Below are 13,201 nucleotides of genomic sequence, written 5' to 3'. Positions count from 1 at the left end.
ATATTACTAAGGAGCTGTTCTACTTTAGGCAGCTCCTCTTTGAGGTGTTTAGCTGAAAGTCGAGTCACTTAGTTTCCTGTATTTTGCACTCTTGTTTTTAAGTCCTCAGAGCCAGTGGTTATGTCTTTTTGATCTACTGGCTTTTTTGACCAAACGGTTGCCAGAATTGGTCCTGAAATATTATGCCAAACGGCAGCAATTACATTTGGCAGGGCAGCAAGCGGTCCAAAATGTGCCGTTGCCAAGGCAACGCCCAGACCGGAGTTTTGCATGCCAACTTCAATGGAAATTGCCCGGCGATTACTTTCATCTAAGCGCATCAGCAAACCAGTGAGATACCCCAAAGAAAGGCCGAGAAGATTATGAAGCATAACTGCTGAGAAGATTAACAATCCAGAAGTGGCAATGCTTCCTGCATTGGCAGCTACAACGGCAGAGACAATGACAATGATTGCTGTTACAGAAATCAAAGGGATAACAGCGGTACTTTTATCCACTATAACAGGGAAAAATTTTCTGATTAAAACGCCTAGAGTGATAGGTATGATGATCACTTGAACAATGGATAAGAACATGGCTGCTGGGTCTACTGGCAGCCATTGACCAGCTAGAGCTAATAAAATAAGTGGTGTCAGAATTGGCGCAAGCATGGTAGATAAAGAAGTCATGGCAACAGAAAGGGCCAGATTACCTCTTGCCAAATAGACCATTACATTGGAAGCTGTGCCCCCAGGTACAGAACCTAACAGCACTAAGCCAGCAGCGAGTTCAGCAGGTAAATTCATAATATAGGCAAGCATTAGAGCTATTAAAGGCATTAGTATAAATTGTGCTGCTACCCCAATAATAACGGGAATTGGCTTTTTTAAGACTAATTTGAAGTCCACCGGCTTAAGAGTAAGTCCCATTCCGAACATAACTACCCCTAGCAATATGGTTATATAATCGTTTAAGCTGACAAATGGTGATGGAAAAAAGAAAGCGATTAATGCTATTCCGACCACCCAGAATGCAAAGTATTTACCGGCAATTCTACTGATGGTTTCTAATAGTTTCATTGTTTTCTCCCTTGTACCAATTTATTTGGATTCATGATACCTTTTGGATCAAGAGCTGATTTAAGATTGTTCATGACATTAAGGGCTTTTCCATGTTCTTGCTGAAGGTATTTCATTTTCCCTCTTCCAACCCCATGCTCGCCGGTACAAGTCCCGCCCCGTTCTAAAGCATATTTAACAATTTCTTCATTAAAAAGCTCCGCTCTTTCCATTTCTTCTAAGTTCTCTGTATCAATCATTAAGAGAGCATGATAGTTCCCGTCCCCTACGTGACCTAAGATTCCAGCTTCAAACGATAATTCTTTAATTTTTTCCCTGCCATGTTTCACTGCTCCTGCTAATTCAGAAATGGGGACACAGACATCAGTAACCATTAGTTTCCTGCCAGGGTTTCCGTGAATATAAGCATAAGCTAGATTGTGGCGGGCTTCCCATAATTGATTTCGTGAAGCATTATCCTTCTCAAAATAAATTTCTTCACATTTATGATCAGAAACCAGCTCTTTTGCAAAGTCGACATCATGTTGTAAGCCAGCTTCATTTCCATGAAATTCAAGAAACAATGTTGCCTTTTCTTGATAGGTAGTGTCACTGAAGCGGTTTACCTGCCGGATCGATGCTTCATCGACCAGCTCTACCCTGGCAATTGGCACTCCCGCCTGAAGGATGGAAACAACAGCTTCTACCGCATCGTCAACCGTAGGGAAAGAGGCTCTTCCTGCCACTATATGTTCAGGAATTCCATAAACCTTCAGGGTCAATTCGGTGATACAGCCCAGGGTTCCTTCAGAACCGACATACAGACTGTTTAAGTCATAACCAGAGGCTGATTTTTGTGCCAAGTTACCGGTATGAATGATATCACCATCTGGCAGGACGACTTCTAAATCGTTTACCTGGTCTTTCATTACTCCATATTTAACGGAGGTTGTTCCACTGGCATTCGTGGCAGCCATTCCCCCAAGAGTTGCATTAGCACCCGGATCAACAGTGAAAAACAATCCATATTTTTTTAATTCTTTGTTCAGCTGTGAACGGGTAACCCCTGGCTGTACTTTAACGAGGAAGTCCTTTTCTCTCACTTCTAACACTTTATTCATTAAAGTGAAATCTATAGTGATTCCTTTGTTGTAAGGGATTACATGACCTTCCAGGCTTGATCCCAGACCAAACGGAGTAATCGGTATATTATGAGCATCCGCCACTTTAACGATAGAACTAACTTCTTCTGTATTTTCTGGATAAACCACTATATCAGGCAGACTGCCTAAATGGTAAGATTCATCTTTACTATGGTGTTCACGTATTGTTTCATTAGTAGAAACTTGATCGTCTCTTAAAAAGCTTTTAAAAACCTCCAGTAAGGTGCTGATAGAATTCATTCGTCTCCCCCTTTATGAATAGCAAAATGCTACTGAGACGAATTATACATAATTATCTGAAAAATTCAACCAGTTGTGATTGTGTGGGGGATAGCTTCCATAACTTTGAAGATGAGAGACTTGAGGATAAAGCCAGATTGTCAGGTAAGATATGGACATGTAAATGAAAGCATTAAAAAGAAGAGGCTGAATAAACCTCTTCTAAATGCAGTAATACTGTATTCTCATTTGTTTTATTATTAACCTATGGATCGAACATTCTCCGAGTTATCTTGTCTTACTTTCCTTCGAGAATGGCTCTTTCTAAAAATAGGATACAGCCGCACAGCCAGCATACTCGTGAATATAGCAAGCACAAGGTCTATGCCCACAGTACTGAACAACCCGGCAGCCAGCACATGTGAAACAGTTGTTGGTATATTCAGCCATAGATTTAAAGCTGCATAGAGGTAAGGAACCCCGATCGCATAAATAATGATTGTTCCCAGTAGGTTCGCGGCAATAATGTGTTTAACATTCGGCTGTGGAATGCGTTCGATCATAAATCCGATGGCATAAGCTCCCGCGCAGAAGCCAATTAAATATCCGAATGTAGGCTGCAGAACATACGCCAGCCCACCGCCTTGAGTAAAGACGGGAAGTCCGGCTAAACCGACGAAAAGGTAGACTAACTGACTTTGCACCCCACGCTTGCTTCCTAATAAAGACCCTGCTAAATATACCACCACAATTTGAAGTGTGAAAGGGACCATGGGCAGAGGTACTCTTATAAAAGCGCCAATTGCAGTCATCGCTGCAAATATGGCAACTAGTGTAAGTGATAGAGTATTGTTGTTTTTCATCTTATTTTCCTCCAGAGAAAGTCACACGGTTTCCTTTGTATACTCGACCTCAAACCCAAGGTCTTCAAGCATTTGATGGTCTTTCGTGCCTTCCTGACCGGCAGTCGTGAGATAATCACCGACAAAAATCGAATTTGCCGGATACAGGCTGAACGGTTGAAGGCTTCTTAAGTTAACCTCTCTTCCTCCTGATACTCGAATCTCTTTTGAAGGATTTATGAAACGGAATAAACACAGCACCTTTAAGCAATAGGTTGGTGTAAGTTCATTTGTACCTTCCAATAGTGTTCCATCAATCGCATGTAAAAAGTTCACAGGGATTGAATCAGCGTCCAGTTCTTTTAATGCCCGAGCCATATCAATCACATCCTGCTTAGATTCTTTCATCCCGACAATGACACCCGAACAAGGGGAAATCCCCGCTTCTTTCGTGTGATTAACAGTGGCCACCCTGTCATGATATGTATGGCTTGTCGTGATTTGATCGTGATGGCGTTCAGAAGTGTTGATGTTATTGTTGTAGCGGTCGACGCCGGCTTCTTTTAACTGTCGTGCCTGGTCAGGCTTCAGCAAACCAAGGCATGCGCAAACCTTCATATCGTATTTATTTTTAATTTCCTTTACGGCCGAAGTAACAACGTCCAGCTCACGTTTTGAAGGCCCGCGTCCGCTGGCCACTATACAATACGTTCCCGATTTCAGCCGGTGAGCCTGCTCGGCTCCTTCAATAATCGTGTTCTTGTCCATCATGCGGTATTTTTGAATGGGAGCAGAGGAATCCCGGGATTGGGCACAGTACCCGCAATTTTCAGGACAAAATCCAGATTTGGTGTTAATGATCATATTTAATTTAACGAGGTTCCCATAGTAATGCTTGCGAACCTGATACGCACTATGTAACAACTCCAGTAATTCCTCTTTAGGACACTCTAAAACAGAGAGAGCTTCATCATCTGTTATTTCCGTTCCGTCAATGGCTTTTTCAGCTATTAAATTCCAATTTGTCATGTAATCCCACCTTTATATCATTTTTATAAGGGCTATTTTTTTCACAGATTTCAAGATTCCATGATTTCCCTCCTTTTTATTTATAGAACAAGCATAGAAGAAGGAATGTCTTTATGTCAACTTAATAAAATTTAGGTTAACTTATTTTGATAAAGCTCCTTGAAAAAATAATCAAATAATGTAAACTTTAAAAATATAAAGTTAACAATAAGTTTAGGAAGGGTGTTTCATACTCTGAAAGTTCCATCTAAGGCGATACAACTTCAATGTTCTTAAAAGAAGCGGAGGAGAAAAATGGATTTAATTGAAAAAAGTAAAAAATACTTATGGCTGCCGTTTACCCAAATGAAAGATTACGATAGTGACCCATTAATCATTGAAAGCGGTAAAGGAATTAAAGTGAAGGACGTCCATGGAAAAGAATACTTTGACGCTTTTTCATCTGTCTGGCTGAATGTACATGGACATCGCAAGAAAGAACTGGATGATGCGGTACGTGAGCAGCTCCAAAAGATTTCCCACTCTACGTTACTTGGAATGACAAATGTTCCGGCTACAGAGCTGGCGGAAGAACTGGTGAAAATAGCTCCTCGTTCCTTAAGCCGAGTCTTTTATTCGGACAGCGGGGCAGAAGCCGTGGAAATTGCGGTAAAAATGGCTTATCAGTATTGGCAGAATATTGGAGAAAAAGATAAACAGAAATTTGTTTCGATTAAAAATGGATATCACGGTGATACCATTGGGGCAGTTAGTGTTGGGGCTATTGATATTTTTCATAAAGTATACGGCCCGTTAATGTTCGAAGGGTTTAAAACAGCAGTTCCTCATGTTTATCGCTATCCAGAAAATGACCCTGAGAAATGCCGGGATGAAGCGCTTGAAACACTGGAGAACTTATTGAAGGAGTATCATAAGGAAATAGCCGGTCTGACAATTGAATCGATGGTTCAGGGAGCCGGGGGTATGATTGTCCTGCCGGAAGGTTACTTATCCGGTGTTCGGGAACTGTGCAGTAAATACGATGTGCTTATGATTGTTGATGAAGTAGCGACAGGTTTCGGACGTACCGGAAAGATGTTTGCTTGTGAGCATGAAGGTGTGGAGCCGGATCTTATGGCAGCAGGAAAAGGAATTACCGGTGGTTACCTGCCGATTGCGATTACATATACAACTGAAAAAATTTATGAGGCTTTTTATGACGAATACACCAATCTGAAGACTTTCTTTCATGGTCATTCATATACGGGCAATCAGCTCGGATGTGCAGCAGCATTGGCTAACCTAAAGTTATTTGAGAAAGAGCAAATTAATCAGCAGGTGGCAAGAAAGGCTGAGTATTTGCAGGAATTATTTGAAGATATACTGGATCTTTCCCATGTCGGCGACATCCGGCAGCTTGGATTCATGTGCGGGATTGAACTAGTATACGACAAAAAAACGAAGGAGCCTTTTCCATTCGAAAGCAGAGCCGCTTATAAAGCATCATTAAAGATGAGGGAATTAGGACTTTTAACAAGACCTACGGGAGATGTCGTTGTCTTTATGCCGCCTCTTGCCAGTACAGAAGCAGAATTAAAAGAAATGGTTCAAATTATGAAACAAGCCATTAACAGCGTGACAATAGAGGAGGCGCTTCACGTTGCTGCGACGAGCTACTGACTGGCTGGCACGGGAAGTAGACCAAATTAAGGGTCAGAATCTATACAGGCAGCTTAGAACGATCTCTCCTTCAGTACAATCAGGGAGATCTCTTGTAGAAGGAAAGGAAAACATAATGGCTTCTTCCAATAACTATTTGGGCCTGGCAGGAGATCAGAGGCTCACGGATGAAGCTGTGAAGGTAATGAAAGAATATGGAGTGGGAAGCACCGGATCAAGGTTGACTACAGGTAATACGATCTGGCATGAGAAGCTCGAGAAGCGTATCGCCGAGTTTAAAAAGAAAGAGGCTTCCCTTGTTTTTTCAAGCGGATATCTTGCCAATGTAGGCGTAATATCCAGCCTGGCCGGAGAAGGAGATATGATTTTAAGCGATCAGTATAATCATGCCAGTATTATTGATGGCTGCAGGCTCAGCCGTGCTCAGACAAATATTTACCGACATGTAGACATGGAAGATTTACAAGCTGAGTTAATCGATAGTCAGCATTATAAACGAAGATTTATCATAACTGACGGCGTTTTCAGTATGGACGGGGACATGGCTCCGTTATTCGAGATCAAAGCTTTGGCAGATAAATACGATGCTTATGTCATTGTAGATGATGCTCACGCCACGGGAATTTTAGGTAAAAACGGAAGAGGAACAGCTGATCATTTTGGTGTATCTGTGGATGTAATTATAGGGACACTTAGTAAATCAATCGGCACGGAAGGTGGGTTTGTTACTGGGACGAAATCTTTGATTGACTATTTGAGAAACCGGGCGAGGTCTTTTGTTTTCCAGACAGCATTGCCGGCGGGTACTATGGCGGCAGCAATTAAAGCCATTGATATTATCGAAAGCAGCCCACAGCTTCAGCATCAATTACAGAACTTGACCTACAGGCTTCGGAAAGAGCTGCTCTATTACGGATTTGACGTCAAAGGAGAACAAACGCCCATTATACCTGTCCTAATTGGTGACTCTAATAAAGCAATGAAATTTTCAAGAGAACTCGAAAATAACGGGGTATTCGCTCCAGCCATACGGCCACCTACTGTTCCACAAGGGGAAAGCCGAATTCGGTTAACGGTTATGGCCATACATACAGAAGGAGATATTCAGAAAATCTGCCAGGCCTTTTATAAAGTCGGAAAAAAGCTGGAGGTGATTTAATTGGCTCAAGGAATTTTTGTTACAGGTACAGACACAGGAATTGGGAAAACGTTTGTAGCGGCAGGAATTGCAGCAGCTTTGTCAGCAAAAGAGGTAGATGTTGGTGTATTCAAGCCGATGTTAAGCGGGGATAACAGAGAAGACCCGGAAAGTGATACAATGATCTTAAAATCGATGTCTGGCGATGAATCTCTGCCATCGGATATTACTCCTTTTCAATTCGATGAACCGCTGGCCCCTTATTTAGCTGCTAAGCGGCAAGGTGTGTATGTCACTCAATCTGATGTGAAAGAATCCTGGGAGCGTATGAAAGACAGGCATTCTTTTACTATTGTAGAAGGAGCGGGAGGTATTGCCGTTCCTTATGGAGAAGATTTTCTCGTCAGTGATGTGATAAAAGATATGAATCTTCCCGTCCTTATTGTAGCCCGTCCCGATTTAGGTACCGTTAATCATACTTATTTGACGGTCGATTATTCCCAAAGGTGCGGATTGAACGTAATAGGGGTTGTAATCAATGGCTTTAATCCCGAAACGGCAGGGCTGGCAGAACAAACAAATCCTGAGTTAATTGAGCATTTTTGCAAGGTGCCTGTGCTGGGAATCATACCGCAGATGGATAACAAAGATAAGAAGACTTTGGTGGAGGTTTTTGGAGCGGAAATGGATGTAGAGTCTTTATTTTGACTTTAAATAGAAAAAAGTCTAGTTAACTACTCTTTTCTTCACTATTGATACAAAAGAAAATAGAATACTTTCTTTCATTAATAAAGGCTGCCACACTCAGTGAAAACTGAGTGTGACAGGCTAAACTTTTTACTTATCTTCTTTACCGATCTCCGGAAGAATCGTCCTCGCTACTTTTTCATCTAACGCTTCATAATCATAGTATTTAATAGTTTCATAAAGTTCTTCGCGTGACTGCATATCCTCAAGTTTCCCTTTTTGGGTATCCTTCTGCATAATTTCTGTGAAAACTCGCTCGTAAGCTTTAGCCGCAACCCGAAGAGAAGTTACAGGATAGATCACCATATCCATGCCAAAGGAGTGAAAATACTCACCCGAAAAATAGGGCGTTTTCCCGAACTCGGTCATATTGGCGAGCAACGGTGCATGGATAGAGGAGGAAGCCTGTCTGAAATCCTCTTCACTGGTCAAAGCTTCAGGGAAAATGGCATCGGCGCCGGCCTCTACATATTGATTAGCGCGTTGGATCGCCTTATCGATACCTTCGACTGATTTGGCATCAGTTCTCGCAACGATTACTAAAGAAGGTGCTACTTCTTTAATTGTCCGGATTTTCTGCATCATCTCTTCCGTCTCAATCAGTTTTTTTCCATTTAAATGTCCGCATTTTTTAGGTAAAAGCTGATCTTCAATTTGCACAGCGGCGACTCCGGCCTCAACCATTTCTCTAGCGGCGCGTGCCACGTTGATCACTCCGCCGTAGCCTGTGTCGATATCAACGAGCAGCGGGAGGTCAGAGGCTCTGACTAGCTCTTGAGCTTTCTCGGCCATTTCATTGGAATAAATAAGCCCAAGATCCGGGAGCGCCCGGCTCGCTGTATAGGCAGCACCTGATAAGTAGATCGCCTGGAACCCTGTATCTTTGGCGATTTTGGCTGACATTCCATCATGTGCACCTGGTATTTTTAATATTTCGGGTTGCTTCATTAATTGTTTAAAGGCTTGTGCTCTTTCCGGCTGGGTTGATTTAGGTTCTACCATCCACGTCATGAAATCATCCTCCTTACCTTATTGAGTTAAATCCGAAAAGCTTCCATAAAATGAGTGACTGGTGTTCTTGTCAGAGAGCCATAATCCTCACACAAGTTAAGAATCCGATTTGTCTGGCGGGAAGGAAAGCGTGTCTTTACGTTATCCTTGAACTTGTTTAACAGCAGGGGAAGCCCTTCTTCGCGACGGCGGCGGTGACCGATTGGATATTCGACCGCTAGTTGTTCGGTAGAAGTTCCATCATTAAAAAATACTTGCACAGCATTGGAAATGGACCTCTTCTCAGGGTCGAGATAATCTTTACTGTATTGTTCGTTTTCAATCGTTACCATTGTGCTTCTTAATCGGTCGATTTCAGGATTACGGGCGACTTCATCTTCGTAATGGTCTGCGTTTAATGAACCGTATAAAAGTCCGATGGCTGTAATATATTGCAGGCAGTGATCACGGTCCGCCGGGTTGTGGAGCGGCCCTTCCTTATCAATAATTCGAATGGCCGATTCATGTGTGGTAATCGTAACTTTTTCAATGTCCTGAATTCGTCCTTTTATCTGCTTATGAAGTTTTATGGCTGCTTCTGCAGCTGTTTGTGCGTGAAATTCAGCAGGGTAGGAGATTTTGAATAAAATGTTCTCCATGACATAAGAACCAAATGGTCGGGCAAGCGTCAATTCCTTACCGCTAAAGAGGACATCCTGAAACCCCCATTTAGGAGCAGACAAAGCGGTCTTATAGCCCATTTCTCCATTCATCGTCATTAGAGCAAGACGTACACCGCGGCTTGTGGCATCACCGGCTGCCCAAGATTTTCTGGAACCTGTGTTTGGCGCATGGCGGTATGTCCGCAGGCTGGAGTTATCGATCCATGCTTGAGAAACAGCGTTCGTAACATCCTCTTTGCTGCCTCCGAGCATTGCTGTAACGACAGCTGTAGTCGCCACTTTTACATAAAGAACATGGTCAAGACCTTCACGGTTCAGACTGTTTTCTAAAGCTAACACTCCTTGAATTTCGTGAGCTTTGACGATATATTCCATCACTGTATCCATCGTAAGCGGATCTTTTCCATCAGCGATCTGCCTGCGGCTGATATAATCAGCAATGGCTAAAATGCCTCCTAAGTTATCAGACGGATGCCCCCATTCTGCTGCGAGCCAAGTATCATTATAATCAAGCCATCTGATCATACATCCAATGTTAAAAGCGGCATGGACAGGGTCAAGTTCATAAGATGTCCCGGGAACGCGGGAACCATTAGGGACGACTGTTCCTGGAACTATAGGGCCTAAATGCTTTGTGCATTCCGGGTAACGCAGGGCAAGGAAACCACAACCTAACGTATCGAGCAGCACATATTGAGATGTTTCCAGTGCTTCTGTGCTTGTAATTTCTCCATACACGGCATATTCAGCGATTCTCTCTAACACTTGATCCGTAGTCTGGGCACGCTTTACTTTCACTTCAGACAAATTTATCTCCACCTTTTCAAATGATGTATTTCTAAATGGAAGCCGGGGCGGACCCGGCATTTTTTAAGGATGCAGTCCGCGTGGGCCTGTATAAAGAACTCTTGGTCTGAACAGCTTGTTATTAGCATACTGCTCGGAGACATGTGCACACAGCCCGAGCGTACGGGCACTGAAAAAAACGGGTGTATATAAATCAATAGGGATGCCAAGCAGGTAATAAACAGGAGCGGCATAATAATCAAGGTTCGCATATAGTCCTTTTTCTTCTTTCATCAGCTGTTCTCCTGCTTCACACATCTCAAAAAGATCTTCTCTTTTTTTATTTTCAGCAAGCTCTCTTAATGCTTCTTTCATTAAAACGGCTCTAGGATCCATTTTTTTCATATAGACTCTATGTCCAAATCCCATGATCTTCTCTTTGCTGCGGAGCTTTTCATATAAGAGGCGGCGGAAGCCGTCGGTTGTTTTTCCTTCCAGCAGCATATACATCACTGCTTCATTTGCTCCTCCGTGAAGATTGCCTTTTAAAGAAGCAACCGCTCCCGTCAAAGCCCCGTAAAGGTCTGAATTGGTAGATGCTATAACACGAGCTGTAAAGGTTGAGTTAGGCATTTCATGTTCACTGTATACCGTTAGAGATTGATCAAAAAAGGCAGCTTCGGCTGGAGTCGGCTCTTTTCCTGTAATCATATATAAAAAATTGGAACTGTAAGGAAGGTCGTCCTTCGGCACAACTATCGCTTCATCGTGAAGCACATGATAGCTGTTTGCTACGATGTTAGGAATCTTGGCTAACAGCTTGATAGCTGTTCGGCAAATTTGCTCTGCATCCCGCTCTTTTAAGTTTTTTTCGTAACCTGCGAGTACAGATATTCCAGTTCTAAGAGCGTCCATTGGATGAGTTTTCTTAGGCAGCTTACGAATTAATGTGAAGAATTCGTCAGGAAGGCTGTATTCCTGCTTCAATTCCTTCTCAAGGGCAAGACGCTCACTTTCTTCAGGCAGCTCTCCGTGCAATAAAAGGTGAACAACATCTATATAACTTTTCTTCCTGCTAAGCTCAATAAGTTCATATCCGCGAAAAACGATTTCTTCTGCATCAACATCTAAATAAGAAAGCTTGGTTTCTGTTGCAATGACACCTTCTAATCCGGGTTTGTAGGCGGTTTGTTCTGCCATAATACCCCTCCTCATTAGTAACCGCTTTCAAAAAAACAGACGAAATTATTTTATGGACGATCGATTTGGCTGACCGAATATTTCTTCCTGAACGATCGCAAATGCTTTCTTCAGAGAGTGCAGCTCTTGTTGATCTGTTTCTTGTAAAAGCAGGTCTTTTTTTAGATTACTGTAAGTTTCTTCAAGAGTAGATCCGGAAGCAGAAGAAATTAAATGATTCATAATACAAGATTTGAACTGATTTACATAATGATCCGTTGATGGAGCCACATTAACACCTCTAGTTAAATGAAATAAAAAAAACAACTTCCAGAGAAGTTGTTAAGTTGAGATTCTAGATTTTACAGAGAGTATAGGACGCCGAGACATACCAGTCCATACTCTTTTCACTCGCACTTAACACCCCCTATCCTCGTAGGTATTGATGTTCGCTAAAAACAGGCAGGTCTCCTGACTTATGATCATCGCTCCCTGATTCCTTCCCATTCTCTTATGATCGAGAACAGTGGGTCGTTTCAGTTCGCTCCCAAATACAGTTGCGGGACAGCATCGGATTTACACCGATTTCCCTTTTAAACAAATAAGCTTAACAGCCTATCTGTACCTGAATTTTAAACGTATTCAATTTGAACTCCTTCAATATATCAAAAATTTTGAAAATAAACAATTTATTTACTGGAAAACTAACAGGGCTAAGGTGTCTGGTTATTTAACAGAATAGTGAAAAACTCCGTTTTCTTCCGTTTTAAAAACTTTCCCTCTTTGTTCTAAATAATCCAGCTGCCCAATCACTTCCGACATGACAAGGGAGAATTGTTCTTCATATGTCTTTCCATAATAAGACTGAGCAATATCGCTGCCGGTCACCGACCCGTTCTGGATAAGTTTTATAATCTTGTCTCCTTTTTCTTCAATACGCTCCAGCCGTTTTTTTATCAAACCATGGGGATCAGTTATCACATCGCCATGACCGGAATACATAAGTTCTACTGGTAAGGAAGCGATTTTGTTCAGAGATTGTATACTCTGATGAAGCGTCGGCAGCCGCTTTCCATTTTCATCAGGTTCGATTAAAGCATTACTGGAAATATGCTGGATCAGTACATCAGCTCCAAATAGGGTCTTATGTTCTTTATGCCATAACCCAATTTGGTCAGGAGCATGACCGGGAAAGTGGAGAACTTCCAGTGGATCTATATCTGCTTTTTCGATGAGTGAAATCGGAGGCTGGATAGCAGCATGGCGGTTTTTATCCAGCGATTTATTTAAATAATCAACCTGCTGTCTGCCTTTATCCCCACAATCGAACTTTTCATATAATTCTTCAAAAAAGTGGATGCGCATTTGCAGAAAATCAGGATTTCGTTTAAGTCGGGCGATGGCTTTTTCATGCGCGTAGACAGGAAGAGCATGTTGTTCAGTTATTTTATTAACGAGGCCGCAATGGTCGATATGATTATGACTAATAATAATGGCTGTTAAATCTTCTAATGAAAAACCGTTATTTTTCAGAATATCCTGCAAAGCTTCCCAATTTTTCTGATCATTCCAGCCGGCATCGAAAAGAATGAGCTGATTATCAAGGGCGAGAAGATAGAAATTCACGGTTTTTAATGGGTTCTTTTCACCAAGATTCACTTTTATAGGATAGGTTTTATAAGCTGTCGTTCGTTTTTCAAACATGTTGCACCGCCTTATGTAATAGTGA

General features: G+C 42.1%; 12 protein-coding genes and 1 riboswitch. Of the genes, 3 read left to right on the top strand and 9 right to left on the bottom strand.

Features of this window, described 5'->3' with window-relative positions; all coding sequences use genetic code 11:
• Window positions 1-68 precede the first annotated feature (68 nt).
• From B7E06_RS18625 to bioB, 4 genes are all read right to left on the bottom strand, one after another.
• Complete coding sequence (locus B7E06_RS18625; RefSeq protein WP_082235424.1) at window positions 69-1,058, bottom strand: bile acid:sodium symporter family protein; 990 nt, start codon at window positions 1,056-1,058, stop codon at window positions 69-71.
• Window positions 1,055-2,440 (bottom strand): FAD-binding oxidoreductase, encoded by a 1,386-nt coding sequence (locus B7E06_RS18620; RefSeq protein WP_082235423.1) that lies wholly within the window; start codon window positions 2,438-2,440, stop codon window positions 1,055-1,057. The genes B7E06_RS18625 and B7E06_RS18620 overlap by 4 nt, the downstream gene beginning before the upstream one ends.
• Before the next feature lie 239 nt (window positions 2,441-2,679).
• Window positions 2,680-3,282 carry a biotin transporter BioY gene (locus tag B7E06_RS18615; protein WP_082235422.1) on the bottom strand — a complete coding sequence of 201 codons (603 nt, stop codon included), beginning with the start codon at window positions 3,280-3,282 and terminating at the stop codon, window positions 2,680-2,682.
• A gap of 21 nt (window positions 3,283-3,303) precedes the next feature.
• Window positions 3,304-4,290 (bottom strand): biotin synthase BioB, encoded by a 987-nt coding sequence (bioB, locus tag B7E06_RS18610; RefSeq protein ID WP_082235421.1) that lies wholly within the window; start codon window positions 4,288-4,290, stop codon window positions 3,304-3,306.
• A gap of 294 nt (window positions 4,291-4,584) precedes the next feature.
• Here bioB and bioA point away from each other — a divergent pair, with 294 nt between their 5' ends.
• The 3 genes from bioA to bioD are packed head-to-tail and all read left to right on the top strand — an operon-like array spanning window position 4,585 to window position 7,795.
• Window positions 4,585-5,949, top strand: a complete 1,365-nt coding sequence (bioA, locus tag B7E06_RS18605) for an adenosylmethionine--8-amino-7-oxononanoate transaminase (RefSeq protein ID WP_082235420.1) — start codon at window positions 4,585-4,587, stop codon at window positions 5,947-5,949.
• Complete coding sequence (gene bioF / locus B7E06_RS18600; RefSeq protein WP_245807775.1) at window positions 5,930-7,108, top strand: 8-amino-7-oxononanoate synthase; 1,179 nt, start codon at window positions 5,930-5,932, stop codon at window positions 7,106-7,108. The genes bioA and bioF overlap by 20 nt, the downstream gene beginning before the upstream one ends.
• Window positions 7,109-7,795 (top strand): dethiobiotin synthase, encoded by a 687-nt coding sequence (bioD, locus tag B7E06_RS18595; RefSeq protein ID WP_082235419.1) that lies wholly within the window; start codon window positions 7,109-7,111, stop codon window positions 7,793-7,795.
• Window positions 7,796-7,924: 129 nt separating this feature from the next.
• Here bioD and prpB read toward each other — a convergent pair whose 3' ends face one another.
• From prpB to B7E06_RS18570, 5 genes are all read right to left on the bottom strand, one after another.
• Window positions 7,925-8,845, bottom strand: coding sequence for a methylisocitrate lyase (gene prpB, locus B7E06_RS18590; protein ID WP_082235418.1), 921 nt, complete (start codon window positions 8,843-8,845; stop codon window positions 7,925-7,927).
• A 26-nt stretch (window positions 8,846-8,871) separates the two neighbouring features.
• Window positions 8,872-10,314, bottom strand: coding sequence for a bifunctional 2-methylcitrate dehydratase/aconitate hydratase (locus B7E06_RS18585; RefSeq protein ID WP_245807774.1), 1,443 nt, complete (start codon window positions 10,312-10,314; stop codon window positions 8,872-8,874).
• Between the two features lie 63 nt (window positions 10,315-10,377).
• The gene (gene mmgD / locus B7E06_RS18580; RefSeq protein ID WP_082235416.1) at window positions 10,378-11,493 is read right to left on the bottom strand and encodes a citrate synthase; all 1,116 of its coding nucleotides are present in this window, start codon (window positions 11,491-11,493) and stop codon (window positions 10,378-10,380) included.
• A 45-nt stretch (window positions 11,494-11,538) separates the two neighbouring features.
• The gene (locus B7E06_RS18575; protein WP_082235415.1) at window positions 11,539-11,763 is read right to left on the bottom strand and encodes a hypothetical protein; all 225 of its coding nucleotides are present in this window, start codon (window positions 11,761-11,763) and stop codon (window positions 11,539-11,541) included.
• Between the two features lie 153 nt (window positions 11,764-11,916).
• A riboswitch (cobalamin riboswitch) is annotated at window positions 11,917-12,116 on the bottom strand.
• 82 nt (window positions 12,117-12,198) lie between these two features.
• The gene (locus tag B7E06_RS18570; protein ID WP_082235414.1) at window positions 12,199-13,176 is read right to left on the bottom strand and encodes an MBL fold metallo-hydrolase; all 978 of its coding nucleotides are present in this window, start codon (window positions 13,174-13,176) and stop codon (window positions 12,199-12,201) included.
• Window positions 13,177-13,201: the final 25 nt, after the last annotated feature.

Source organism: Halobacillus massiliensis, assembly GCF_900166625.1.
In the GTDB taxonomy this organism is placed as follows: Bacteria; Bacillota; Bacilli; order Bacillales; family Halobacillaceae; genus Halobacillus_A; species Halobacillus_A massiliensis.
This window is presented reverse-complemented; position numbering and strand designations above follow the sequence as displayed.